This is a genomic window from Rhodococcus sp. FH8, assembly GCF_019266085.1.
Lineage (GTDB): Bacteria > Actinomycetota > Actinomycetes > Mycobacteriales > Mycobacteriaceae > Rhodococcus_F > Rhodococcus_F qingshengii.
In genome coordinates, this window is sequence record NZ_LPNQ01000065.1 from 320736 (window position 1) to 345085 (window position 24350).

Below are 24350 nucleotides of genomic sequence, written 5' to 3' on the forward strand. Positions count from 1 at the left end.
GTTTGTCCAGTGGGTGTCCATATTCAGTTCACACGCCGTTTACTATTGTCCGGTGTTGATAGACAGTTGGTCCCAACGAGGGGGCGCACCCGGACAGTCGGACCGTTCGTGGTCGAGTTCTCACCGACTCCTTCTGATCGGCACAGCAGCATTGACCGTGCTGGTCCTGGGCGTGCAGGCGTTCGCGTCGTACAAGGGCTATCTCGGTCCGGTGGAAAGCCTGTTTGGTGACTACTTCCTCGTTCCCCGCTCCGCGACCATGCCTTGGGTGGGCCTCGCTCTCGCGCTCGTCGGACTGAACAACAAAGAACGCATCTACGCGGTATCCGCGGCCGTCGTGATCGACGTGGTCGTCGGCGCGATCCGCTGGTTCTCGGGTGGACCGCTGACTATGGGCACCGGCGGCACCTGGGTGCTGACGGCCATCGCGGTGTACGCGGTGTGGAAGTTGTCCGGTGAGCGTCGACTCAGCGTTCTGCACGGCGTCGCGCTGGGCGCGTTGCTCATCATCGCGGCCAAGGTTGCCGAGACGTGGCTGGAGATCACCATTCTCGTCGGCACCGACGTGTGGGACGAGTACGTGTTCCTCGCCGACCAGGCTCTCGGGAATCCGTCGTGGGTGATGGGCCAGATCGTCGACGCCATGGGCCCCGTCGGTGCAGCAGCCCTCGACTGGATCTACGTCGAACTGCCGGTCGCGGTGATCGTGGTTGCTCTCTATCAAGTACGTAAGGGATGGCCGTCGCATCACCTGCTGCGCACGTTCCTGCTCATCGGGCTGATCGGCCCGATCTTCTACGTCCTGTTCCCGGTGGTCGGCCCGGTGTTCGCCTTCGGTCCGCGTGGGTTCGGATTCCAGATCGGTGACTACTGGCCGAACATCGTGCCCAACTTCGACTTCGCATCACCGTCGTCGCTGCCGTTCGACGACGCCGCACCGCGAAACTGCATGCCGAGCCTGCACACCGCGTGGGCGGTCGCATTGTTTATCCACTCGCGCAGCGGGCCGTGGTGGATTCGCAGCCTGGGATCGTTCTGGCTCGTTGCGACCCTGACCGCGACGCTCGGTTTCGGATTCCACTACGGCGTCGACCTCATTGCCGGTGCCGTCCTGTGCTTGACCCTCGATGCGGCGCTACGGGATCCGGAGCGAGGCTGGGGGTGGTTCCGAGTGCGTCTGTTGATCGGTGGCTCGGCACTCCTGGCGGGATTGTTGCTCTCGTACCGGTTCGCTGCGGTGCAGATGGCCGAGTACCCGGCGATCTTCGGGCCGCTGCTGATGGCTGTCCTGGTTCTCATGTCGGTGGCGTACTTCGCCACCTTCTTCGCCCGCCCCGGCACTGCTCTTGCGGTGTGGGGCGAGCGCGACGGCGAGTGGGATGCCGTTACAGGAGAGAGTCCGGGTCTTCCAGCTCGTTGATCTTCATGAGGTCGTCCTCTTCGCGCTGTTCGCGGTAGGCGACTCGGCCGACGCTGTGCGCGATCACGGGCGCCGTCAGCAGCGTGAAGATGCCCACCAGGACCAACATCCAGATGTCGACGCTCCCACGAAGCAGGAACACGGCGCCCATCAGGACCAGGATCAGTCCGACCACCTGAGGTTTCGTGGCCGCGTGCATACGACGCAGAGTGTCGGGGAAGCGAACGATTCCCACCGCGGCGGTCAGCGCGAGCAGCGCGCCGAGGAAGATGGAGATGGCCCCGATCGTGTCGAGGATGTTGCCGATCACTGGTCACTCACCCGGAAGCGCGCGACGGACACCGAACCGATGAAGCCGACCAGCGCCAGCGCGACGATCGCGGGAACGATGGTCGTGTCTTTGCTGTACGCGGCCCAGACCGCGAGTCCACACATCGAGACCGCGATGATCGTGTCCAGGGCTACGAGGCGGTCGAGTGAGCTCGGACCGTCGAGCAATCGGAACGTGGTCAGTACGGCGGCGATCAGCAGAATCACTCCGGAAATGATCAAGATCGTGGTGATGAACCCGTTCATGGTTGGTCCTCCTGCCGGGGTGCATCGAATTCGTAGTCGCGCTGGTGCCATGGGCTGGGTTGCCAGTCCGAATCACGTTCGAACGACGCGATGAACAACCGCTCGAGGTCCTCCACCGAGCGGTAGAACGCGCTGACGGCTTTCTGCGAGCCGACGTCGAGCACGTGGACGTAGACGATGCGTCGGTTCTGGTCGATCTCGAGAACCATCGTGCCGGGGATCAGGTTGAGAACGTCGATGCACAGCGTGAGAACCAGGTCGGACTTGATCCCGAGTTGGTACCGCAGAACTCCGGTGACCGGCGGCGGCGACGGACGGATCGCCAGCCACGCGACCTGGATACTCGACTGGATCGCGTAGTACACGATCATCCACAGCAGACGCAGAATCGACAGCAGATGTACCCGACCCTCGACCGGTACGCGGGGGAGGGGAAGCAGGACCATGATGATCAGGCCGACGGCGAGTCCGCCGAAGATGTTGCCGAAACTGATGTTGCCCCACAACAGGATCCATACAACCATCAGCCACAGCAGGATCCCGACGCGGAGTACCTGTTCGCGTTTCATCGCGGAGCCTCCTCGGTGTTCGGGACGTCGGTGTTCGGGACGTCGGTACTGGGAGCTACAGCAGGGTCGTCTGCAGCGACGGGAGCTTCGTCGACCGGCACAGGCCGGTGGTTGCCGAGAACCGCGTCGATGTAGATGGACCGGTCCTGCAGGTCCTTCGCCGCTCTGTCGCTGATGTCGATGATCCGGCCCGCGAACACCGTCAGTGCCAGACCGACGATGACGAGCCCGACCGTCGGAATCAGCATGAAGAGCGGAATCTTGCCGACATCCTCGCGGTCGACGAACGCGATGTCCTCCTCGGACTCGTCGATCAACGCTGACGGGCTGACGTCGGCGAGGTCACCTTCGGGCGCGTCGGCCCGGGCTCGCCAGAAAGCCTTGGTCCACACGCGGGCGACGGCGTAGAGCGTCAGCAAGCTGGTGATCGTGCCGCCGGCAACGAGGATCCAAGCCAACGCGCTGGCGTCGGCCGCACCGGCCTGAAGGAGCGCGACCTTGCCGATGAAGCCCGAGAACGGCGGGATACCACCGAGATTCAGCGCCGGGATCAGGAAGACGATCGCGAGGATCGGGCTGGCCGCCGCCAGACCGCCGAGACGGCGCAGCGACGACGACCCGGCTTGTCGTTCGATCAGACCCACGACGAGGAAGAGCGTCGTCTGCACGATGATGTGGTGGGCGACGTAGTAGATCGCGCCGGACAGCCCGGACGTCGTGGACAGTGCGATACCGAAGATCATGTAACCGATATGGCTGACCAGTGTGAACGAGAGCAGACGTTTGATGTCGCTCTGCGCGATGGCACCCATGATGCCGACCACCATCGTGAGCAGGCCGCACACCATCAGTACGTTGTCGAGTTCCCCTTGCGGGAACAGCAGTGAATGCGCGCGGATGATCGCGTACACACCGACCTTGGTGAGCAACCCGGCGAAGACGGCGGTGATCGGTGCGGGCGCGGTCGGATACGAGTCCGGTAGCCACGCAGACAGCGGGAAGACCGCGGCCTTGATGCCGAACGCCACGAGAAGGACAGCGAAGATGGCGGTTCGTGTGCCCGGCGGAATGTTGTCGAAGCGCAGGGCCATGTCGGCCATGTTGAGGGTGCCGGTCGCCGCGTAGGCGAAGGCGATGCCCGCCAGGAAGATCAGCGAGGACACCATCGAGACCATCACGTAAGAGACACCGGCCCGGACGCGGTCGGCGCTGGCACCGAGCGTCAGGAGCACGAAACTCGCAGCGAGCAGAACCTCGAATCCGACGTACAGGTTGAAGAGGTCACCGGCGAGGAACGCGTTGGAGATACCGGCGGTCAATGCGAGATAGGTCGGCAGGAAGATCGAGACCGGCTGGGCCTCGCTGCCGTCGCGAATACCCTGACCGATCGCGTAGATCATGACGGCGAGCAACACCACCGACGAGACCACGAGCATCATCGCCGAGAGACGGTCGACCACGAGTGTGATGCCGATGGGGGAGTCCCAGCCGCCGACCTGAACGGCCGTCGTACCGTCGCGGTCGGCGAGGTAGAGCAGCAAGCCCGACACCGCGACGACGCCGACGAGCGCGATCAGTGTGATCACGCGCTGAAAACGAGGACGTCGGCCGACGACCAGCGTCGCAGCTGCGGCCAGCATCGGGATCAAGACGGGCAGGGGCGCAAGGGCTCCCATCAGGTTGTCCGAGATAGTCATGCGCCTCCACCTCCCTCGATCTTGGTCTGGCGAGCGTCTTTGCGCCGCTTCTCGGATTCCTTCTTACGAGCAAGGTCGGTGGCCCAGTCGGGTACCGGTTCGTCCTCGAAGTCGCCGTCGTGGAGGTCGTCGTAGCATTCGATGTCCTCGAGGTTGACCAGTTGTTCGAGGGGAATAGGGTTGCCGTCCTTGTCGAATGCGTCGCCGCCGATGCTCGGGGCACCGGTGACCGGGTCGTCGGAGCGGTCGTGGTCGGGAGCGTCGGCAGGCAGGCGACGCTTGAGAACCTTGGTGTCCTCGGGATCGTCCTCGACGGCGTCGGCGGTGTTGATCTTGTAAGACCGGTACGCCAGTGCCAGAACGAAGCCGGCGATACCCATCGTGATCACGATCGCCGTCAGGATCATGCCCTGGGCGAGCGGATCCGCTATTTCCTCGTGGACCGAATCTCGGCCGACGATGGGCGGATTCCCGTCCGATCCACCAACAGTGAGGATCAAGAGGTTGATGGCGTTACCGAACAGGAGCAGTCCGAGGAGCATCCGGGTGATGCTTCGTTCGATCAGCAGGTAGACACCGGCCGACGTGAGGACGCCGATCAGGATCAGCATTCCGATATTTGCGCTCATGGTGCTTTCACCTCGATTTCTGCGTCGAGGCGGGCGCCGAGACTTCGGAGTACGTCCAAGACCAGGCCGACCACGATGAGGTAGACGCCCAGGTCGAAGAACAGTGCGGTGACCAGTTTGACGTGGCCGATGAGCGGGAGTGTGAACTCGAAGACGGCGGACGAGAGCGCCGGGGCGCCGAGGAACAGCGACACCAGGGCGGTGCCCGCGGCCAGCGCCAAACCGAGGCCGAGAATCTTGCCCGCGTCGATGGGTACGGCTTCACCGAGTTCGTAGCGTCCGCCGGCGAGGTACCGAAGTACCAGCGCCAGGCCCGCCGTCAGGCCTCCGGCGAAACCGCCACCGGGGGCATTGTGACCGGAGAAGAAGAAGTAGATCGACAACACCATGATGGTCGGGAAGATCAACCTCGTGGTGACCTCGAGAACCAGCGAACGGTGTCGAGGATCGATGAGGTCTCCGCCGCGCAACCACGTCGTGTCCGAGTTGGCAGCTGCCTTGTCGACGATGACGGAGGGGGCGTCCGCGACTCGCGGTGCGATACCGAACCGGCGGTTGCGGAAGACGAGGCTGGCGACGCCCGTCGCAGCTACCAGCAGCACCGAGATCTCACCGAGGGTGTCCCATGCGCGGATGTCGACGAGTAGGACATTGACGACGTTCTTGCCGTTGCCCAGGTCGTAGGCCGCGTCGGGAAGCAGCTCGTAGATCGGACGAGTGTTTCGGGCATTGGTCGCGAAGGCCGCGATGGTGGTGACGGTGATACCGACGGCGACAGCGAGGGCGGCACGCGGCCACTTGAAGCCGATCGCCTTGCTCTCGTCGACTTCGGCGGGGAACTTCCGGAGCACGAGCACGAAGATCACCAGTGTCAGTGTCTCGACGAGGAACTGGGTCAGCGCGAGGTCGGGTGCGCCGTGCAGCGCGAACAACACGCCGCAGCCGTAGCCGGTCAGTCCGACGAGGATGACGCTGGCGAGTCGGTTGCGCATCAGCGTCGCGGCGATGGCGGCCGAGATCATCATCAGCGCGATCGTGAACTGGATGGGTGAATCCCACATCCGAAGGTCGACTCCGCCGCCATCGGTGTCGATGATCAGCAGGAACAGCGGCACAACGACCAGCGTCGCGAGAATCGTCGACTGTGTGCGGGGGAGCGAACCACGCTGAGTGGCGCCGGTCAGGCGCATCGAGATCGTGTCCATCCCGCGCAGAGTCGCGTCGTAGATACGGTCGGCGTTGCCGAGCGGCGGGTGCTCGAAGTGCAGTCGGCTGATCTGACGCTGCGCGATGTAGAGCGCGATGCCGCCGGCGATGACGATGCAGGTGAGCAGCAGCGGAGTGTTGAATCCGTGCCACAGCGCGAGGTGGTAGTCGGCGTGCGGTCCGGGGGCCAGTGTGGTCGAGTACGGCGTCAGCAGCTTCTCGAGCTGGGGCGAGAGAATGCCGGCGGCCAGACCGAGAACAGCGAGCAGGCCTGGCGCGAACAGGAACAGCCAACCAGGCTTGTGCATCTTGCTCACGGCTGGGCTGGGCTTACTCAGGGTCTTGCGTCCGAAGGCGCCCCAGATGAAGCGGACGCTGTAGCCGACGGTGAGGATCGAGCCCAACACGATCACCGTGACGACGGCGATGGACGACCAGTGGCCGAGCGCGTTCGTTTCGAGCACCGATTCGAGTGCGGCTTCCTTGCCGACGAATCCGAGTAGCGGTGGCAGACCGGCCATGCTGGCGGCAGCGAGGCTCGCGATGATCGCGAGAGCGGGTGCCGCTTTACCCAGGTGCGCAAGTTTGCGCAGGTCACGGGTGCCGGTCGTGTGATCGATGATGCCAACGACCATGAAGAGTGCGGCCTTGAACATCGCGTGCGCCACGACCATCGTCATGCCGGCCAGGGCGGCGTCACGCGTGCCGATGCCGACCAGGACCATCATGAAGCCGAGTTGGCTGACGGTTCCGAAGGCGAGGACGAGTTTGAGGTCGTACGCGCGCATGGCTCGCCAACCGGCGAGGATCATCGACAGCAGACCCAAACTGATGATGGTGATGCGCCACGGCGGCGAATCGGCGTACCCGGGAGCCAGGCGCGCGACGAGGTAGATACCGGCCTTGACCATTGCAGCAGCGTGAAGATAACCGCTGACAGGGGTTGGCGCGGCCATTGCACCGGGAAGCCAGAAGTGCAGGGGCACGATTGCCGATTTGGAGAGCGCACCGATCAGGATCAGGACGATCGCGACGGACGGGAGCCACCCCGTCGGCGGGTTCGCGACCAGTTCGGACAGGTTGTAGCTGCCGCCGACCTGGCCGAGGATGATCATGCCGACCAACATCGCCAGACCACCCGCGGTGGTGACCAGCAGTGCCTGGGTCGCGGCGCGGCGGCTGGTGGCGCGTTCGGCGTAGTGACCCACGAGCAGGAACGACAGGACCGTTGTCAGTTCCCAGAACACGTAGAGAAGCAGCATGTTGTCGCTGGTCACTAGCCCGAACATGGCACCCGCGAAGGCGACCATCTCGGCGGCGAAGATACCGAGTCGAGGTTCGTCGTCGGTGAAATAGCGGGCGCAGTAGACCAGGATGAGCGTGCCGACACCCAGGACGAGCACGGCCATGATGGCCGAAAGCGCGTCGAACCTGAAGTCGATGTCCATCGACAGCCCTGGAACCCAGGTGATGTGCAGCGTCTCGACGGTGCCCCATTTGTCGATGACCCAGCCGAGGCCGACGAGGGGGACTATCGCGAGGGGGAAGAAGCCGTTTCGCCCTAACCTGCGCACCACAAGCGGAGCCAAGAGGGCGGCAACGGCATGGGCAAGCAAGATAGCGAGCAAAAGGCACTCCGTCGTGTTGTCAGCGGGCGGCGGGGTGTCCGAACAAAATCGAACCTATCGGATTAACGAGACAATTCACCTTGTCGGAGAGGTTGTCTTTGCGTACATATTACCGGGCGTGGCAGTTTCGATGTGCAGCGAGTCGATTCGGACATCATCGGCACTCGCTGATACACGTAGGTTGGACGACGTGAATTCGTCGACACCCACCACGATCATCCGTACCGCCGCCCTTGCACACATTCGTGACCGCAAGCTGATCCAGACCCGCTCCGTGGGCAAGACGGCGTTCTACATGGCCGGCGGAAAGATCGACCCGGGGGAGACGCCCGAGCAGGCACTGCACCGCGAAATTCGGGAGGAACTCGACGTCGATCTGGTCGACGGGACGGTCACGTTCCTCGACGTCTTCGAGGCTCACGCTTTCGGACATTCCGCGGACACGGGCCTGCACATGAGTTGTTATCTGGCGGAGATGGCCGGAGACCCGCACCCGACCAGCGAGATCGCCGAGTTCCGCTACTTCACGCTCGCCGAGTACGCAGCGATGGACGAGGTGGCGCCCGGATCGCTCAAAGTGTTCCATCGCCTGGCGTCGATGGATCTGATCGACTGATCGGCGGAGGAACGGATCGATTGATCCGCCCCAATCGGAGACTCACGTAGGCGCAGACGGCCACGATGATCAGCGCCACGGCGTCGAGTATCAGAATGTCGGTCGAGATTTCGAACGGGCCGACCGTCGTGATGCCGTTGAAGGGCTTGTTCTCGTCGAGCGGCGTGTACGCCGTCCATCCGTAGTCGAACTGCGGATAGACGAGCAGGGCCAGCGCCGTCGGGCCGAAGATGACACCGAGTCCGACGAGTGCTCGCGACGCTCCGGTCCGCGGTGGCTCTCGGTACATCGCGCTGGCGATCGCGTATGTGACGACCGCAGCGGTGAAGGCGACAAGAAGATCGCTGATCGTGAGAACGTCACCGATCTTCGGCGACGGCGACGTGGCGTAGCTGACGATCCCGGCGACCGTGACCGTCAGGAGCAATCCGTAGCCGACGACTCGCGAGGGAGCGATCGCGCCGATCGCTGCCGCGGCGACGATGACGAGTCCGATCACGACGGCGGTGGAGGCGGGGGTTTTCGACCATTCCATAGCTTCGGTTGCGGGACGGTTCGCCGAGACCGCCGCCAGAGTTGCGACGGCAGCGGTACACATCAGCAGGATACGACTGCCGTCGCCCAGCACCCGCGCGCAGATCACCGTGATCACCAGCGCGACGAGTAGTAGAGGCACCGCCGCCGTGACGGTGGTGATCTCGAACCACCAATTCGCAGCGACCCCGAAGAGAGTGAGCACCGCCGCGATAGTCACCGGTCGAACGGCCATCCGTTCTTTGGGGTGGTCCTTGTCGAAGTCGTGGAACCAGAACGCGGCGACGCAGGCGGCGGCCAATGCCAGCGCGAGCAGTGTTGCCCCCAACACTGGTGGTTGAAACTGGTTGGTGTTGTCGGCGATGTAGTCTGCGTACCGCCGAGGAATAGCGTCTTCGTCGAGGAGTGAATCCGAGACATGCACGGCAACAATCGTTCCCGCGACGGAAGCGGCTCGGACCCGGGGAGCGGCAGCAACCGTGACCGCGCCGACAGCGACTCCCGCACCGACGGGTGAGAGTGCCTCGAAGTTGTGATCGTAGAGCCCGGGCAGTTCGAGTAGGAGTCCACCGAAGACCGTCATGGCCGCGGTCCGCAACCGGCAGCGGGCCATCATCGCGGCTGTCCCGACCGCGACCACAGCCAGAACGCCGGCGCCGATCGTCGAGATCGACCAGAACCTGTCGCCCGTCGAAATCGACGTCGACTGGCTGTTCACGAACGGTGCCAAGGCGACGACGGTGACGACGAATGCCGTCACGCCACTCAGCGCGACGAGCAGCGTCCTGCGGGCGATGGGCACTGCTCCAAAATAGTCAATCCGGTACCAGTTGCACCGCAATAGCAGGTCTCAGTCCGGTGACGGTGTGTCAGTCGACTGGCTCCGGTTCGATCCGAGATTCCGTGGTGTCGACGGGTGGATGGGACCGTCGGAGGATCGCTGCACCGCAGAAGCCGATGATCAAGGCGAAGAGGATTGCAGTGCCGACGGTCTGAGGGGTGACGTAGTCGACGGTGATTCCGACGCCGCGTCCGAATAATCCTCCGTCGCCGTGGGGAGAGACCGCATCGATATCGAGCTGGCCTTGGATGTATATCGACGTCATCATCGGTGGGAAAGCGAGCTGATCGGTGAGAACAGCGATCGACGAGAAGGTCATTGCGGCAAAGGGAATGGCGAGTCCGAGTGTGGCGTCGACCAGGCTGCCGGGAGCCAGGGCACCGAACAGCAATCCGGCGGCGAGACCCAGCGAGGCGATCTTCAGTGCGATTGACCAGACACCGTGCGCGGAGTCGAAGGGCAGTAGTTCTGACAGCGGTACCGCAACGAGAACGGCGATGGGAACGAGGTTTGGCACCTGCTTGTGCAGTCGCAATCCGACGGCGACCGGCAGGGCTGCGAAAAGCACCAGTACCCAGGGGGACTTCAGGTCTCCCCAGTGGCCGGAACCCTTCGCGATGTCGACGAACAGCGGAGCCGACGCAGCGGCCAGAGCGGTTGCGGCCCAGAGGAACTTGCCACCAGCACCGGAGGTGTCGCCGAGACGGTAGGCGGCGATCCATGTCAACGCGAGCGCAGCGCCCGCTGCCAAGACCATGACGATCCAGGCAGTTGCCTCGGACGCGTACTGCTGGCGATCGATCACGGCGCCGAGCACTCGATGCCCGATCGCCAGCGCGGCGATCACCACGAGCGCGATGCGGATTTCGCCCGCGTCGGGCTTGCGGATCCGGAAGCCGGATTGCGCGGTCACTGCACAGGCGATTGCTGCTGCGGCCGTGGCGCCGATCAGCCACCACGACGGCTCACCTACCGAAGACGTACTCATTCGGCCCGTCCCGCCGGCGAACGTGCGAACCGCGAGGAAGGCGGCAAGCACGCCGAGGAGGGTGGCGTTCTTCGTGGCGGTGCGATCCCAACTGACGGCAACCACACAACCCAGAATCGCACCGGCTGCAACACTTTTGACGATGATCACGGCGATCAGCAGGTCCAGTGACGCAACCTCGGGCACGACTGCCCGAATGATCGCGATGACGGCGACCCCGACGGTGATCGCGATCCAGGCTGCCCGACGGGAGCCGCGACGCTGTGAGAGTGCGCAGGCAAGCACGGCAACCACGGCGCCGAGCCCGACAGCGGTGGGTCCACTGCTGATCCAGCGATCTACTTCCGACGGAGAGGCCACGATGGCCCAGTCGCGAAGAACGGGATTGGTCAGGGCCAGCGCCGCGAGTATCCCGGACAGGAGCGCAGCGACGGTGGTGAGGATCGCTCGAAGATCGAGTGGCATCGGGCCAACCTATCGCGGCGCCGCGACATCGGTCGTGGGCGGCGTGAGTGCCGGAAACCAGATGTCGGTGAGAACGTCTGCTGCGACGTCCGCACCCGCGGTGATCGCGCCCTGTTCCGCCCAGCGAATGAAGAAGCGCTCGACCTGTGTCAGCAGGAGTTCGACCCGGAGTTTCGCCTCGTCGTGTCGGCTCTGCGGCCAACGGGCGAGGTACGACGGCATCGCGTTGGGCAGTGCAGAGATGCCTTCGCGGGCCAGTGTGCGGAACTCGGGTTCGAGGACCATGGCCTCGTCCCACGCCCGCATCATGTGGTGGTGATCGCGGCACCAGTCGAGAGCGCGGTTGATCCAGCCGGCGAATTCTTCGCGCGAACCGGAATCGAGTACGTGGTCGAGATCCTGGAATATGGCGAGGGTGCTGGATACGACGGTGTTCGAGCCGAGCGCCTTGAGGATGTCGATCTTTCCGGGAAAGTGCAGGTAGAAGGTGGCTCGGCTGCAACCGACCCGGCCGGCGATGTCCTCGACGGTGACAGCCGCGTATCCGCGTTCGGTGAAGAGCGCGCCGGCGGCATCCACGAGGTCTGCGCGGGTTCGCTGCTTCTGCTTCTCTCGCAGCGTCAGTCTGCCGGAGGTATCTGTCATTACCAGGATCCTAGTGCCGCGGGGGCTCTCACGGGTCAGTTGCACGAGACTCTCCGTCTTTCACTTGACAGTCCGTTAGTGAAAGCTACTCTGTGGTGTAGCGCACATTCGACCGATCAGAGGACGCCATGACCATCTCGGACACAACACGCACGCCTGACCTGCCGGCCGGATTCGACGTCACCGATCCTGCTGTCCTCGGGGAGCGGATCCCTTTCGAGGAATTCGCCGAACTGCGTCGCAACGCACCCGTGTGGTGGTGTGAGCAGCCGCCGACGGTCGGTGGATTCCAGGACGAGGGCTACTGGGTGGTCTCGCGTCACGCTGACGTCAAAGAGGTCAGCCAGCGCAGCGATGTGTTCTCGAGCTGGGAGAACACCGCGATCGCGCGTTTCGCCGACGACATGCCACGTGAGGCCGTCGAGATGCTCCGGCATCTTCTGCTCAACAAGGATGCACCGGAGCACACCAAGCTCCGCAAGCTGATTTCGAAGCTGTTCACGCCTCGCGCGATCAACGGCATGCGCGACGAATTGGATCGTCGTGCACGGAGCATCGTCGACACCGCTGTGAGCGAAGGCCCGGGCGACTTCGTGAAGCAGGTTGCCAGCGAGCTGCCGCTCCAGGCGATCGCGGATCTGATCGGTGTACCGCAGGACGATCGAGACAAGCTGTTCAAGTGGTCCAACGAGATGATGGGCTACGACGACCCGGAATACCAGGGTGATCCGGCAGTCGCGTCCACCGAGGTCCTCGGATACGCGTACCAAATGGCAGACGCACGTCGTACCTGCCCGGCAGACGACATCGTCACCACTCTGGTCCAGGCCGACATCGACGGCGACTCCTTGAGCCCGGAGGAGTTCGGGTTCTTCGTGCTCATCCTGGCGGTCGCAGGGAACGAGACCACTCGCAACGCCATCACGCACGGAATGATCGCGTTCCTGGACAACCCCGAGCAGTGGGAGCTGTACAAGAAGGAACGTCCCAAGACGACGGCCGACGAGATCGTCCGTTGGGCGACACCCGTCACCGCCTTCCAGCGCACCGCGCTCGAGGACACGGAATTGGCAGGAGTGTCGATCAAGAAGGGGCAGCGCGTGGTGATGCTGTACAGCTCCGCGAACTTCGACGAGGACGTGTTCGAGAACCCGATGACGTTCGACATCACTCGTAACCCCAATCCGCACTTGGGCTTCGGCGGAACGGGCGCGCACTTCTGCATCGGTGCCAACCTCGCTCGTATGGAGATCGACTTGATGTTCAACGCGATCGCCGACAACGTCCCGGACATCACCAAGATCGGTGATCCGCGCCGTCTGCGCTCGGGTTGGATCAACGGCATCAAGGAGTTCCAGGTCGATTACAAGAGCACAGGCTGCCCGGTCGCTCACTAGAGTCGGTAGGTGAGAGGTACACCCCACGATCTCGAGGAGCCACCGCATGACTTCGATCAACGACAAGGCAACTGCTCTACTGGCGTTGCACCAGCCAGGTAATCCGGTCATTCTCCCGACGGTGTGGGACGCGTGGTCGGCGAATCTTGCGGTGGCTGCCGGTTTTGCAGCCCTGACGGTAGGCAGTCATCCGGTTTCCGATTCCATCGGCAAGCCGGACAACGAGGGCATCACCTTCGACGAACTTCTGCACCGGATCAAGCAGATCACCGGTGCGGTCGACGCCCCGATCTCGGTAGACATCGAGGGTGGTTACGGGCTCGAGCCGGCAGTTCTCATCGACGGGTTGATCGATGCCGGCGCTGTCGGACTCAACATCGAGGACACCGTTCACAGTGAAGGCGGACGCTTGCGTGAGGCGCAGGAGCACGCCGACTTCGTGGGTGGGCTTCGTCAGGCCGCCGACGCAGCCGGAGTTCACGTTGTCGTCAACGCGCGCACCGACCTGTTCGTGAAGCAGGTCGGTGACGAGGCCGATCGCGTCGATCGCGCCATCGCACGCCTCAAGCTGGCGGCCGACGCCGGCGCCGACGTTCTCTACCCCGTCGGGCGCCATGACGACGCGACCCAGCGCCGCCTGACGTCCGAACTTCCACTTCCGATCAATGCGATCGGAATCCCGGACCAGGACGATCCGGCAAGTTTCGGTCCGCTCGGAGTGGCACGTGTGAGCTTCGGTCCGTTCTTCCAGATGGCATTGGCCAACCGTGCGAACGAGATCTTGGGACGCTGGAAGTAAGAATGCAGACACTGATGTCGCCCGGCCCGCTTCTCGACGATGGCGGACATTTGGTCGAGACGGGTTGGGCCCCATCGGAGATTCGCAAGTATCGACGCTCTGCGATCACCGCTCCCAAGTTCCGGATCAAGGAGTGGGACTACTACTGCGTTCTCACTGCGGATTACGGCATCGCGCTGACCGTCGCCGACAACGGGTACATGGGCTTGCTCGGGGTCTCCTGGCTCGATTTCCGAACACCACACGAGATCACCGAAAACGTGATGCTGCCGTTCCCGATGGGAAGGCTCGGTCTGCCCGAAAGCGCCGACGACGGTGATGTGGTGGTGTCGAAAGGTAAAGCTCGCTTCGAGTTTCGCCATGTGGACGGTGGGCGCCACCTGATTGTCGACTACCCGGCTTTCGACGGTGGACGAGGTCTTCATGCCGACTTGTTCCTGGCGAGTCCTACCGATGACCGGATGGTGATCGCCACACCGTTTCCGAAGGCGTCCCGTTCGTTTTACTACAACCAGAAGATCAACTGCCTGCCCGCTGCCGGGACCGTGCGAATCGGGAGCGACGACTTCACATTTCGCTCGGAAGACTCGTTCGGCGTTCTCGATTGGGGCAGGGGAGTCTGGACTTACGACAACACCTGGTACTGGGGTTCTGCATCCGGACTGGTGAACGGCGAGCGGTTCGGATTCAACATCGGTTACGGCTTCGGCGACACTACGGCGGCCAGCGAGAACATCGTGTTTGTCGGCGGCCGGGCACACAAACTGGACAGGATCGACTTCGGCATCCCGCAGGGAACGTACGACGGCGCTCCGTGGAACTTCTCGAGCAACGATGGTCGCTTCGAGATGACTTTCGAGCCGATCATCGACCGTGCCGCGACTTTCGACGTCGGGGTGCTGCGTTCGATTCAGCATCAGGTGTTCGGAAAGTTCTCCGGCACAGTAATCCTCGACGACGGTACCTCCGTGGTGGTTCGAGATCTCCTCGGATTTGCCGAGGAGGTTCGGAACCGCTGGTAGGCCGTACGTCTCCGCGAAGATGACGGAACGCAGCATGAGCACCGGGGCATGATCGTGCCCCGGTGCTCGCGTCTCGAGTTGTTTCACTTCAGGCTGCTGTCGGTCGGCTGTTCCCGCCGATCGGCTGCTGATACGGATCGATCGACATCGGTGGATAGAACACTGTTTTCCGATCCGGCCCGATCTCCACCCGCCATTCGGTGTGGTGCATCGTCCGATGATGATGACCGCACAACAAGATCAGATTGTCGAGATCTGTTGGGCCACCATCGTTCCAGTGAACAATATGATGAGCATCGCACCACCCCGACGGCGTTCCGCACCCCGGAAACGCACACCCACCATCACGAACCGCCAACGCCCGCCGCTGCGGCACCGTCGCTGTTCTCGCTTCCTTACCGCACTCGAGCGGAACACCATTCTCATCCAACAAAATCCGCGTCACGGTGCAGTCGCACGCCAACATCCGCGCGGTATCGATACTGATCGGACCTACCCAATCCGTCCACGCAAACCCGAGTTCATCGGTCGACGGCAGCAAGTCCTTCAACGCTTGCAGATCCGTCATGTCTTTCGCGCTGGCGGTGACCGTGATGTGCGGTTTCACCCCGCCCTCGATCGGGCCCAACCCCGCCCGCTCATACCGGCGCAACAACTCGCAAAACCCGTCCGCACGCCGCAGCGCCGGGGTGCGGGTGTCTTTGACGCCGTCCTTCTCCGGTGTCGGAGCCGACAGGCTCGACAACAACGTGATCAACCGGGCCCTGTTCACAGCATCCAAGTCACCCTTCGCCGACACGCGCCCGTACAAACCTTTCGACGCGTAGAACTCGTTACGCTCCGAATCCTCACCGACCGGAACCCCGTCCTCGCGCTTGCCGTACTGCTTCTCGATCCGCCGGATCGCTGCCCGCACCGCATCACAATCGGCGATGTTCTTCGACGCCAACCCCAACAGAATCCCGCGGGCCTTGTCCACATCCGCCAGGGTCATGTTCTTCGGCGGATGCTGACAAAACGACGCCACCTGCCGCGCCTTCAACGCATCCACGTCACCGCGATGGAATGCATCCGCGACAACAGGTTCGAGCATCAACAACCGCGCCAACCCGACCAGCAGGCTGCACTCACCGATCTCCAGATTCGTCGAACCATGCAACCACTGTGCGATCGCCCGAAAACCCTTCCCGCCGAGAACTTCCCGGGAAAACATCTCCACGATCAGCAACACCATCCGCGACTGCAATTCGTGTCGGGCGCGCACCAGACCCAGAACCTCGCTCTTGAGGTCCTCGCCATCCAGCTGCCACGCATCCCGACTGTCCATGCTCAAAGTTTAATCGAACAAAGTTTCGAACACAAGACTTGGATCTCGAAAAGTGTTCCTATGCAATAATTTTCGACAATTTTGATTTCTGGGACTTTTCGGATCTTCATTCGATTTGCGGCAGGCAATCTCGACTGCCTCATTGCATGGACTCTGCTGACGCCGAGCGCTCGGCATACATTCCGGCTTCATGTTGACGTGGACGAGGGCACTTGGACGCGTGGCCGCGCATGGGCTCTGTCGATTGCATTGGTTGCCTTGCCGTACTACCGCGACACGAACGAGCAGATCACGGCCTGGGCGAAACATGCGATCGCTCAGGTCGTTGACGACATCCGCACTGAACCCTGAGACCACCTGCGCCGTCTCCGGTTTCGCAACAATCCTTGGAACTCGAGCAGAGAAGGTTATCGGCCTTTGTCCACGGCGTTCGGCGACCGATCAGCCGATCGCGCTCAGGTCCCCGTACACCGTCCGGCCCTCCAGGACGGTGGCGAGCACCGTGATGTCGGCCAGCTCGGCCGGCTCGACGTCGAGGGGATTTGCCGACAGCACAACCAAATCCGCGTAGGCACCGGGAAAGATGGACCCGATGTGATCTTCGCTGAACAGCTGCCACGCGGCGTTGACCGTGTGGGCGCGCACTGCGGCATCCACGGGGATCCGTTCCTGGGGTGCCACGACGCGGCCGCTGGGCGAAAGTCTGGTGACGGCGTCCTGCATATTCCGTAGCGGATTGGCGGGGGTGACGGGACCGTCGTTGTGGAAGGTGAACCGTTGCCCGGCCGCGAGTGCAGATCCTGCTGCGGCCCAGACGGATCCGTATTCGGGGCCGAACAGGTCATCCACCAGAACGTCACCCCAGTAGTGCAAGTGGTCGATGAAGATGCTGACCGTGACGCCCAGTTCCGCTGCGCGGGCGAACTGATCCGGACGCATCGCGCCGACATGTTCGAGGCGCAACCGGTGATCGGGCCGGGGGTGCTCCTTCAGAAGCTGCTCCCACGCGTCGAGAACCATGGTGATCGCGTCGTCGCCGTGGGCGTGGCACGCCATCTGCCACCCCTTGGCGAAGTAGGCGGAACTGATGTCGTGGATCTGTTCGCCGGTGTAGTTGGCATGCCCGTGCGTGCAGGCGATCCCGAGCGCACGGGTGGCTTCGGTATCGAGATACGGGAAACTGGTGGCGATGTTGCCGACCCACGGCGAACCGTCGGACCAGACCTTGATGCCGATCTGGCGCACCAGGTCGTTTCCGTCGCCCGGCGACGCCTCGGTAGTGCGTGCGTCGTTGGACATTTCGTAGAGCCGCAGGCGGGTGGTGAGCAGTCCGGCGTCGGCTATTGCGGCCAGGGCGGGCCGCATCTTGGGGTCGAACGACAATTCGGCGATGGTGGTGATTCCGGCGGCGTTCATTCGGGCGCATTCGGCCGCCACCAGTGCGGGGAAGTCGTCACCGATAGTGACTGCGTGGCCCGCGACTGCGAACACCGCAGGCATTTCGTACGCGGCTCCGTCGAGTGCGCCCGTCGCGTCGTGGCCGTACGATCCGCCGATCGGATCGGGGGTATCGCGGGTGATGCCGGCCTGCACTGCTGCCGCCGTGTTGAAATACGCGACGTGTCCCGAGTTGTGCATGATCACGAGGGGGTACTCCGGCGCTACGGAGTCCAGCCAGTCGATGGTCGGGTCGGGTAGGCCCTTCTGCAGCAACGGGTCCCAACCGTTCAGAGAAGCGCCGGCAGCACCTCGCGAACGAACAGTGTCGACGACGGCAGCAACTACGGCGTCCGCCTCGGCGATCGTGACAGGCCGGATGTCGACGACGTCAGGCCCGAGCACGATGGCTTCTTCCAAAGGGTGACCGTGTGGCTCGATGAACCCCGGCAGAACAGTGGCACCTCCGACGTCGACGACGCGGGTATCCGGCCCCACCAGTTCCTCGACGTCCGTGCGCGCGCCGACGGCTGTGATCCGGCCGCCCGTCACGGCGAGCGCCTGGGCGCGTGGTGCTTCCTCGTGCATGGTCACGATGTCGCCGTACAGAACCAGATCAGCAGCCATGGTCAGTCCTTATCGGTTGTCCGCGTACGCCTGTAGGTGTGCCACCTGCTCGGGATCGAGTGAGGGACGTACCTTCTCACGGGCGGTTGCCACGTCCGCGGCCGTCACGTCGGCCGCGTCCATGCTCCGACGCATGGCGGCGAGTGCAGCCTCACGCAGGAGAGCCGAGCAGTCTGCTGCCGAGTATCCCTCGAGATCGACGGCCAGAATGTCCAAATCGACATCTTCGGCGAGCGGTACCGACTTGCCGGAAGCACGCAGAATCGCTTTGCGGGCCTCCGCATCCGGCGGCGGTACGAATACGAGACGTTCGAGTCTGCCGGGGCGCAGAAGAGCCGGGTCGATCAGATCCGGTCGGTTGGTGGCGCCCAACACCACGACGTCGCGTAGCGGTTCGACGCCGTCGAGTTCGGTCAGCAACGCGGCTACGACGCGATCCGACACCCCGGAGTCGGAACTTTGACCACGACGCGGGGCAAGGGCGTCGATTTCGTCGAGGAAGATCAACGAGGGCGCCGAATCGCGTGCGCGCTGGAACAACTCGCGTACGGCCTTTTCGGAGGCGCCGACCCACTTGTCCATCAGCTCCGCACCTTTGACGGCGTGGACGCTGAGGTGACCTGAGCTGGCAAGGGCACGAACGAGATACGTCTTACCGCAGCCGGGAGGGCCGTAGAGGAGCACGCCGCGGGGTGGGTCGACACCGAGGCGTGCGAAGGAGTCGGGGTGCTGTAGCGGCCACAGCACCGCTTCGGTGAGGGCCTGTTTGGTTTCGACCATGTCGCCGACGTCGTCGAGGGTGACGCTGCCGATCGACAGTTCTTCGGTACTCGAACGGGACAGTGGCCGAATCACTTCGAGGGCACCGACAAGATCTTCCTGCGTGATCTCCGGAGAATCACCGGATTTGGACGCCCGCGTCGCCGCTCGCAAGGCAGCTTCACGGCAGAGCGCCGCGAGGTCGGCGACCACGAATCCCGGTGCGCGCGAGGCGATGGCGTCGAGTTCGAGGGTTCCGGTGGGCACGCGGCGGAGCAGGAGTTCGAGCAACGCCTTGCGGGTTGCGCCGTCCGGCAGGGTAAGTGCGAGTTCTCGATCGCAGAGATCCTGGCCGCGAAGGCGCGCGTCGACGGTCTCCGGATGGGCGGAGGTCGCGACGAATGCCACGCCCGGGGTTGCGACGGCGCTGCGCAGTTGTTCGAGGATCAGTGCGGACACCGGTTCCGCGGTGGCCGGAAGCAGAGCGTCGATGTCACTGATCAGCAGTACACCACCGCCGCGCACGGCAGCAACGGCGTCGACGATTCGCTGCAGGCGGGTATTCGCCTCGGTGGCACCGACTCCCGGGCCGTCGAGTTCGACCAGTTTGCGCGAGGACAGGACCGAGCGGGCCAACGTGGCTTTGCCTACGCCGGCGGGGCCCGTGATGAGGACGCCGAGGTGCGGTGAGGCGCCGAGCGTACGGAGCAGTTCTGGTTCGTCGAGTGCCAGGCCGAGCCACTCGGTCAGCTTGGCTGCCTGCGCTTGCGCGCCGACGAGGTGATCCAGCGGAACCGACGGTGCAGGCTCGATCGCGACGGCGGCCGGACTGGAAACAAGCGCACTCGGTGTCAGTGTGCCCGCCGAGCCGGAACCCCAGTTGACTGCCGAATTCGGCTGGACGCTGACCGGACCACCGGCAGGTTCGACGGCCGTGACGGTGAGCAGTTCGGATGTCCACGCGACGCCGAAGGTACGGGAAAGCGCTTGGGTGGCTTCGGAAGTGCTCGTACCCGGACCGAGATCGCGGGGGAGGAGCGAGACCGTGTCGCCGACGCTGACGACCTTGCCCAGAAGAGCTTGTCGCAGAACCGTCGAGCTGATCGAATTTGTCGCCATGGACGAGCCGGTGACGGAGACGGATCGCGCTCCGTACACCGTCACCGGACCGACCACGACGGAAGAGTTCTCGGTCAAGCCGACGTTCGACATGGTGACGTCGTCGAGAAGGATCGTGCCTGCCGGGGTTCCGGTGGGCGCACGGCCCGCGACGGTCGCGGTGCCGCGGGCTCCCATGAGTGCGATGGCATCCCATTCGCGGATGCCCAACGCCGCCAACGCTTCGGGGTGCAAGCGCACGACCCCGCGGCGTAGGTCGGCGGCAGAGGTGTTGAGTCGAACGGTGAGGGCGAGTTCCGGCGAAGTCACCTCTCGAGAGTACGTCGTGGACTAGCGGGGTCGCCGCAATCCGAGACGAGCGGCCGAGCGGCGGCCACCGACGTTGGGTTGGCGTCGGATCGCGCGGCGTTCGGAAGGCTTGATGTCCCAGGTTTCGGGACGTGCTGCCACCCACCGCTTCGAGTGCACGGCAAACGGGATGTGCACCAGGTAGATCGCGATGAGAACGATCAGCAGGATGTACGGGTAGGTGATGAGTGCGGCTGCAGCCAACGTCACCAGGACGAGCAGGCCGGCCGCCATGTGCGGCGGCACGGATACCGACTTCATCGCCAGCGTCGGGATGCGGCTGACGATCAGTGCAGCCGAGAAGAGCGTCCACACGATGACGACGAAGTGCGAAGACCACCAGCCGTCACCCCACTGAGCCGTCGCGGCCAGGGGAGTGAGGGCGATGAGTGCGCCGGCCGGAGCCGGAACGCCGACGAAGTACTCACGTGCGTACGCGGGGACGTCGTCGTCGTCGAGCAGAGTGTTGAAACGTGCGAGTCGCAACACGATGCTGACCGCGTAGATCAACGCGATGATCCAGCCGATGCTGGTGCCGTCCAGCAAGGTCACGTACAGGACCAGGGCCGGGGCGACGCCGAAGGAGATGGAGTCGGCCAGTGAGTCGAGTTCGGCGCCGATCTTGCTGGTGGCGTCGAGCAGTCGCGCGATGCGGCCGTCGAGTGAATCGAGGACGGCAGCTGCGCCGATCATCGCGAGCGAGGTACCGGGTTGTCCGTCGAGAGCGAATTTGACGGCGGACAGCCCGGCGCACAGCGCCAGGATGGTGATGACGGACGGCAACAACCGCACCGCCTGGGTGCGTTTGGGCATCTTCGCGCCGGGTTGGGCTGCTCCCGGCTTCTTCACGGCTGACTTCATCTTCGGCGTCTTCACGGCAGTTGCGCGATAACTGTTTCAGCACCGATCGTGCGTTGTCCCGGCTCGACCAGGAGTGTGGTTCCGGCGGGGAAATAGGTGTCGACGCGTGAGCCGAAACGGATCAGTCCGTACGTGTCGCCGATCGGCAGGACGTCACCGACACCGGCGTAGCAGACGATGCGGCGTGCGAGCAGTCCCGCGATCTGGACAACCGCAACGTCGTGACCATCGGCGGTTTCGATCAGCATGCTGTTGCGCTCGTTGACCTCGCTGGCGTCGGCGAGATCTGCGGAGAGGAACTTGCCTGCCTGGTGAACGACCTCTTTGACCGTTCCACCGACAGGGCTGCGCTGGACATGCACGTCGAGAACCGACAGGAAGATGCTGACGCGCGGGCGCGGCTCGCTTCCGAGATTGAGCTCGGCGGGCGGAACGGCGTTGTCGACCAACGCCACCTCGCCGTCGGCGGGTGCGACGACGACGCCGATGCGGTTGGGCGGCACCCGGTGCGGGTGACGGAAGAACGTGGCGCATGCGGCGGCGGTGGTCAGACCGGCTCGGCGCACCCACTTGCGGTTGCGGCCCAGAGCTGCAACTCCCAGCGGGGCCAGCACGAACGGCAGGCCGGCGGGATGAAGTGGCGGAATCGCATGGCGAACCAGATCGACGATATGTCCGATCCCGGTGGGTTGCGGGGTTCCGGGGGGTGTGGGTCGGCGTGCCACAGGCTCCTCTAACTACTCGGTAGGTCTTCTGCTGGTCGCACTGACAGTACGGGGTGGTAGAGCATCCATAGATTACGTGAACGCCTTCTCTCCTACAGGCTGTAGTGGCATCAAGTACGAGTAGTACCCGACACAGTCGCCGGTGCGTATCGCCAGCGGGAGCGTCGCACCGCTTACTCGGATCACCAGTTGCCGCCCCGGTTGGGCTGCGGCGGCGTCGCGCAGTCGCTGCCGGTCGACCAGTACTCGGAACTTCTCACGGGGATCCGTTCCGCCCGGATCCACCCGGGCACCACCGTCTTCGCCGACGCTGACGACGGCACTGTCCTCGGTGCCGTTGAGCAGGGCGGCAAGGTGGTCGCCGCTCAGTTCGACGGCGTTGTGGTGCTCGCGCAGGATTCGGTGATCGGGGAACTCTCCGTCCTCGATCAGGGGGCTGGACACCTCACCTCCCGGATACGACGCAGTCACCGTGCGCGCGGAGAAAGTCAGCGTCACGACGCCGGCGACGTCGCGCAACAATCGCGCGAAGGTGACGGGAACGACAGCGGACACCGTCAGAGCGGAGTGAACTTTCACCTCGGCGACCGCGAGCCGGAACTGATCAGTGGTGACAAACGCAGCGACGCCGTCGTGAATGTCGAGGTGGACGCCGCGAAGTATCGGGAACTCCGATTCCTCGTTCACGGCGAACAGCACGGCGTCGAGTGCGCGTCGTAGATCCCACGAGTCGATGTCCACGCCGCCGGAGATAGGTAGCGCGTCGATCAGGCGGTGGATTCGTCCCAGTTCGGCCCGGGCGTCGGCGAGACCGTCCTCGAGGTTGCGCAGATGGGCGTCGAGGCACGAATGGGGTTCCGGTCCGGTCAGGACGGCCATCATGTCGCGGATCGGAACACCGACGCGCCGCATACCGGCGATCACGCGTGCGTCGCGGAGTTGGTCGTCGGTGTACCAGCGGTAACCGGTGTGCGGATCGACGGAATGCGGGACGAGCACGCCTTCCTTGTCGTAGAACCGCAGCGCGCTGATCGGGAGCGCCGACGCCCTGGACATCTCGCCGATCGTCAAGAGGGCGGAACTAGTGGTCACGGATCAATTCTGCCCGCAGTCGCTCGATAGCGCCCCTGATCATCCGGCCGTAACCGTCGTCGGCGAGTGTGCCGACCGACGCCTCGGCCTTCGTCAGATGCTCGACGGCCTCGGCGTCGCGTCCGAGTTTGCGGTAGTCGGCAGCCAGGTTGAGGTGCAGCGATGGATAGAAACCGGCGACCTGCAGCGATGCGTGGTGTTCCTGGGCTCGCGCGTCGGTCAACGAATCTGCAGCGTCGAGGGCGCGCAGGTCCCAGCAGAGCTCTTGAGCCGGATCGTCTTGAACGTCGGCCATGTAGTGCGCGAGGGAGACGATGTGGAGCGCATCGGGGGCGGCGCTGATCTCTTCCCACACCTTCTCGAACGCAGAGCGAGCCCCGGCTCGATCGCCGGAGCTCGCCAATTCTTGTGCCTGCGCTATCTGTGTCATCACGGGATCCATGGAACGGATCCTGATGCCTCGACCAGGTCGAGGGTCAAGCAGAGGTGCGTGCAGCCGCCTCGGCCTCGCTCTTCACACGCTTCAAGGTGGCATTCATGCCTTCAACGAGCTCGACCTCGAAGTCGGCGTTTCCGCCCAGGACGGTCTTGACGAGGAACTGCGAGACCTTCGACGTTCCGGTGGGAGCCTCGCGACGCTCGGTCACTTTGGTGCCGGTAGCGGTCGGCTCGAGTTCGTAGGACCAGATCGTGCGGTTCTCCGCGATGCGGAACGCCACCGACTTGTTGGGCTCGAAGCGAACGACCTTCGACGACGTCGGCCAGACCAGCAGGCCCTTGCGGTTGACGTTGATCGTCTTGGCGCCCTCACGCACGGTCCCGCCGATTACCTTCATCACCTTGCACTGGGGGCTCCATTCGCCCATGCGCTGCAGGTCGGCGACGATTGCCCACACGTCCTGCGGTGATGCGTCGATGTCGATGCTTGCTTCGAGGGTGTTGGACACAGTCTCTCCAGTCGAGTTGATGCTACGTAAAGTTACAAACACTTTTGTCGATCGTAAGCGATCCGTCAATGGACCA

23 protein-coding genes are annotated in these 24350 nt (G+C 63.8%); 6 read left to right on the forward strand and 17 right to left on the reverse strand.

Annotated elements, in window-relative coordinates; genetic code table 11:
• The first annotated feature begins 52 nt into the window (after positions 1-52).
• The gene (locus tag ATN38_RS15875) at positions 53-1420 is read left to right on the forward strand and encodes a phosphatase PAP2 family protein (protein ID WP_003945056.1); all 1368 of its coding nucleotides are present in this window, start codon (positions 53-55) and stop codon (positions 1418-1420) included.
• Here ATN38_RS15875 and mnhG read toward each other — a convergent pair.
• The 6 genes from mnhG to ATN38_RS15905 are packed head-to-tail and all read right to left on the reverse strand — an operon-like array spanning position 1386 to position 7725.
• Entirely contained in the window at positions 1386-1730 is a 345-nt protein-coding gene (mnhG, locus tag ATN38_RS15880; protein ID WP_003945045.1) for a monovalent cation/H(+) antiporter subunit G, read from the reverse strand. The two genes, ATN38_RS15875 and mnhG, sit on opposite strands and share 35 nt — an antisense overlap.
• A complete protein-coding gene (locus ATN38_RS15885; protein WP_003945061.1) occupies positions 1727-1996 on the reverse strand; it encodes a monovalent cation/H+ antiporter complex subunit F in 270 nt (89 codons plus the stop codon). Before ATN38_RS15885 ends, mnhG begins: the two co-directional genes overlap by 4 nt.
• A complete protein-coding gene (locus ATN38_RS15890; protein WP_003945063.1) occupies positions 1993-2565 on the reverse strand; it encodes a Na+/H+ antiporter subunit E in 573 nt (190 codons plus the stop codon). The genes ATN38_RS15885 and ATN38_RS15890 overlap by 4 nt, the downstream gene beginning before the upstream one ends.
• A complete protein-coding gene (locus ATN38_RS15895) occupies positions 2562-4262 on the reverse strand; it encodes a Na+/H+ antiporter subunit D (protein WP_162114829.1) in 1701 nt (566 codons plus the stop codon). Before ATN38_RS15895 ends, ATN38_RS15890 begins: the two co-directional genes overlap by 4 nt.
• Positions 4259-4891 carry a Na(+)/H(+) antiporter subunit C gene (locus tag ATN38_RS15900; RefSeq protein ID WP_003945054.1) on the reverse strand — a complete coding sequence of 211 codons (633 nt, stop codon included), beginning with the start codon at positions 4889-4891 and terminating at the stop codon, positions 4259-4261. The genes ATN38_RS15895 and ATN38_RS15900 overlap by 4 nt, the downstream gene beginning before the upstream one ends.
• Positions 4888-7725, reverse strand: coding sequence for a Na+/H+ antiporter subunit A (locus ATN38_RS15905; protein ID WP_118606427.1), 2838 nt, complete (start codon positions 7723-7725; stop codon positions 4888-4890). The genes ATN38_RS15900 and ATN38_RS15905 overlap by 4 nt, the downstream gene beginning before the upstream one ends.
• A 190-nt stretch (positions 7726-7915) precedes the next feature.
• Here ATN38_RS15905 and ATN38_RS15910 point away from each other — a divergent pair, with 190 nt between their 5' ends.
• Positions 7916-8341 (forward strand): NUDIX domain-containing protein, encoded by a 426-nt coding sequence (locus ATN38_RS15910; RefSeq protein WP_007730102.1) that lies wholly within the window; start codon positions 7916-7918, stop codon positions 8339-8341.
• Here the strand turns inward: ATN38_RS15910 and ATN38_RS15915 are convergent.
• From ATN38_RS15915 to ATN38_RS15925, 3 genes are all read right to left on the reverse strand, one after another.
• Positions 8298-9677: a hypothetical protein gene (locus ATN38_RS15915; RefSeq protein WP_223304380.1), complete on the reverse strand. Its 1380-nt coding sequence runs from the start codon at positions 9675-9677 to the stop codon at positions 8298-8300. The two genes, ATN38_RS15910 and ATN38_RS15915, sit on opposite strands and share 44 nt — an antisense overlap.
• A gap of 67 nt (positions 9678-9744) precedes the next feature.
• Positions 9745-11169: a hypothetical protein gene (locus ATN38_RS15920; RefSeq protein ID WP_058038510.1), complete on the reverse strand. Its 1425-nt coding sequence runs from the start codon at positions 11167-11169 to the stop codon at positions 9745-9747.
• A 9-nt stretch (positions 11170-11178) separates the two neighbouring features.
• Positions 11179-11814, reverse strand: coding sequence for a TetR/AcrR family transcriptional regulator (locus tag ATN38_RS15925; protein WP_042926208.1), 636 nt, complete (start codon positions 11812-11814; stop codon positions 11179-11181).
• A gap of 128 nt (positions 11815-11942) precedes the next feature.
• On the opposite strand from ATN38_RS15925, the gene ATN38_RS15930 reads away from it, so the two are divergent.
• Genes ATN38_RS15930 through ATN38_RS15940 form a run of 3 tightly spaced genes read left to right on the forward strand, consistent with a single transcriptional unit; the run spans position 11943 to position 15032 of the window.
• Entirely contained in the window at positions 11943-13211 is a 1269-nt protein-coding gene (locus ATN38_RS15930; protein ID WP_003945041.1) for a cytochrome P450, read from the forward strand.
• Between the two features lie 46 nt (positions 13212-13257).
• Positions 13258-14010: an isocitrate lyase/phosphoenolpyruvate mutase family protein gene (locus ATN38_RS15935; protein ID WP_003945055.1), complete on the forward strand. Its 753-nt coding sequence runs from the start codon at positions 13258-13260 to the stop codon at positions 14008-14010.
• A gap of 2 nt (positions 14011-14012) precedes the next feature.
• Positions 14013-15032 (forward strand): DUF2804 domain-containing protein, encoded by a 1020-nt coding sequence (locus ATN38_RS15940; protein WP_218748236.1) that lies wholly within the window; start codon positions 14013-14015, stop codon positions 15030-15032.
• Positions 15033-15120: 88 nt separating this feature from the next.
• On the opposite strand, the gene ATN38_RS15945 is transcribed toward ATN38_RS15940, so the two are convergent.
• Positions 15121-16359: an HNH endonuclease signature motif containing protein gene (locus ATN38_RS15945; RefSeq protein WP_218748238.1), complete on the reverse strand. Its 1239-nt coding sequence runs from the start codon at positions 16357-16359 to the stop codon at positions 15121-15123.
• Positions 16360-16557: 198 nt separating this feature from the next.
• Between ATN38_RS15945 and ATN38_RS15950 the strand changes: the two genes are divergently transcribed.
• Complete coding sequence (locus ATN38_RS15950) at positions 16558-16710, forward strand: hypothetical protein (protein WP_047268844.1); 153 nt, start codon at positions 16558-16560, stop codon at positions 16708-16710.
• A 90-nt stretch (positions 16711-16800) separates the two neighbouring features.
• On the opposite strand, the gene ATN38_RS15955 is transcribed toward ATN38_RS15950, so the two are convergent.
• From ATN38_RS15955 to ATN38_RS15985, 7 genes are all read right to left on the reverse strand, one after another.
• The gene (locus tag ATN38_RS15955; RefSeq protein WP_064113518.1) at positions 16801-18423 is read right to left on the reverse strand and encodes an amidohydrolase; all 1623 of its coding nucleotides are present in this window, start codon (positions 18421-18423) and stop codon (positions 16801-16803) included.
• Between the two features lie 9 nt (positions 18424-18432).
• A complete protein-coding gene (locus tag ATN38_RS15960) occupies positions 18433-20610 on the reverse strand; it encodes an AAA family ATPase (protein WP_003941536.1) in 2178 nt (725 codons plus the stop codon).
• Between the two features lie 21 nt (positions 20611-20631).
• On the reverse strand, positions 20632-21462 hold the full coding sequence (locus ATN38_RS15965; protein WP_029254795.1) for a phosphatidylcholine/phosphatidylserine synthase: 831 nt from the start codon (positions 21460-21462) through the stop codon (positions 20632-20634).
• Positions 21463-21521: 59 nt separating this feature from the next.
• The gene (locus tag ATN38_RS15970; RefSeq protein ID WP_003941540.1) at positions 21522-22235 is read right to left on the reverse strand and encodes a phosphatidylserine decarboxylase; all 714 of its coding nucleotides are present in this window, start codon (positions 22233-22235) and stop codon (positions 21522-21524) included.
• Between the two features lie 72 nt (positions 22236-22307).
• The gene (locus tag ATN38_RS15975; protein ID WP_007733712.1) at positions 22308-23327 is read right to left on the reverse strand and encodes a MerR family DNA-binding transcriptional regulator; all 1020 of its coding nucleotides are present in this window, start codon (positions 23325-23327) and stop codon (positions 22308-22310) included.
• Complete coding sequence (locus ATN38_RS15980; protein ID WP_007733713.1) at positions 23317-23769, reverse strand: hypothetical protein; 453 nt, start codon at positions 23767-23769, stop codon at positions 23317-23319. Before ATN38_RS15980 ends, ATN38_RS15975 begins: the two co-directional genes overlap by 11 nt.
• Before the next feature lie 34 nt (positions 23770-23803).
• On the reverse strand, positions 23804-24274 hold the full coding sequence (locus ATN38_RS15985) for an SRPBCC family protein (RefSeq protein WP_003941500.1): 471 nt from the start codon (positions 24272-24274) through the stop codon (positions 23804-23806).
• Positions 24275-24350 lie beyond the last annotated feature (76 nt).

What these genes read in the sequence shown, in the direction of transcription:
- ATN38_RS15980 (WP_007733713.1), bottom strand. Translation starts at nt 23,769, where the DNA reads ATGGATCCCGTGATGACACAGATAGCGCAGGCACAAGAATTGGCGAGC.
- ATN38_RS15965 (WP_029254795.1), bottom strand. Translation starts at nt 21,462, where the DNA reads ATGCCCAAACGCACCCAGGCGGTGCGGTTGTTGCCGTCCGTCATCACC.
- ATN38_RS15930 (WP_003945041.1), top strand. Translation starts at nt 11,943, where the DNA reads ATGACCATCTCGGACACAACACGCACGCCTGACCTGCCGGCCGGATTC.
- ATN38_RS15940 (WP_218748236.1), top strand. Translation starts at nt 14,013, where the DNA reads ATGCAGACACTGATGTCGCCCGGCCCGCTTCTCGACGATGGCGGACAT.
- ATN38_RS15945 (WP_218748238.1), bottom strand. Translation starts at nt 16,359, where the DNA reads ATGGACAGTCGGGATGCGTGGCAGCTGGATGGCGAGGACCTCAAGAGC.
- ATN38_RS15895 (WP_162114829.1), bottom strand. Translation starts at nt 4,262, where the DNA reads ATGACTATCTCGGACAACCTGATGGGAGCCCTTGCGCCCCTGCCCGTC.
- ATN38_RS15890 (WP_003945063.1), bottom strand. Translation starts at nt 2,565, where the DNA reads ATGAAACGCGAACAGGTACTCCGCGTCGGGATCCTGCTGTGGCTGATG.
- ATN38_RS15900 (WP_003945054.1), bottom strand. Translation starts at nt 4,891, where the DNA reads ATGAGCGCAAATATCGGAATGCTGATCCTGATCGGCGTCCTCACGTCG.
- ATN38_RS15885 (WP_003945061.1), bottom strand. Translation starts at nt 1,996, where the DNA reads ATGAACGGGTTCATCACCACGATCTTGATCATTTCCGGAGTGATTCTG.
- ATN38_RS15955 (WP_064113518.1), bottom strand. Translation starts at nt 18,423, where the DNA reads ATGGCTGCTGATCTGGTTCTGTACGGCGACATCGTGACCATGCACGAG.
- ATN38_RS15935 (WP_003945055.1), top strand. Translation starts at nt 13,258, where the DNA reads ATGACTTCGATCAACGACAAGGCAACTGCTCTACTGGCGTTGCACCAG.
- ATN38_RS15925 (WP_042926208.1), bottom strand. Translation starts at nt 11,814, where the DNA reads ATGACAGATACCTCCGGCAGACTGACGCTGCGAGAGAAGCAGAAGCAG.
- ATN38_RS15920 (WP_058038510.1), bottom strand. Translation starts at nt 11,169, where the DNA reads ATGCCACTCGATCTTCGAGCGATCCTCACCACCGTCGCTGCGCTCCTG.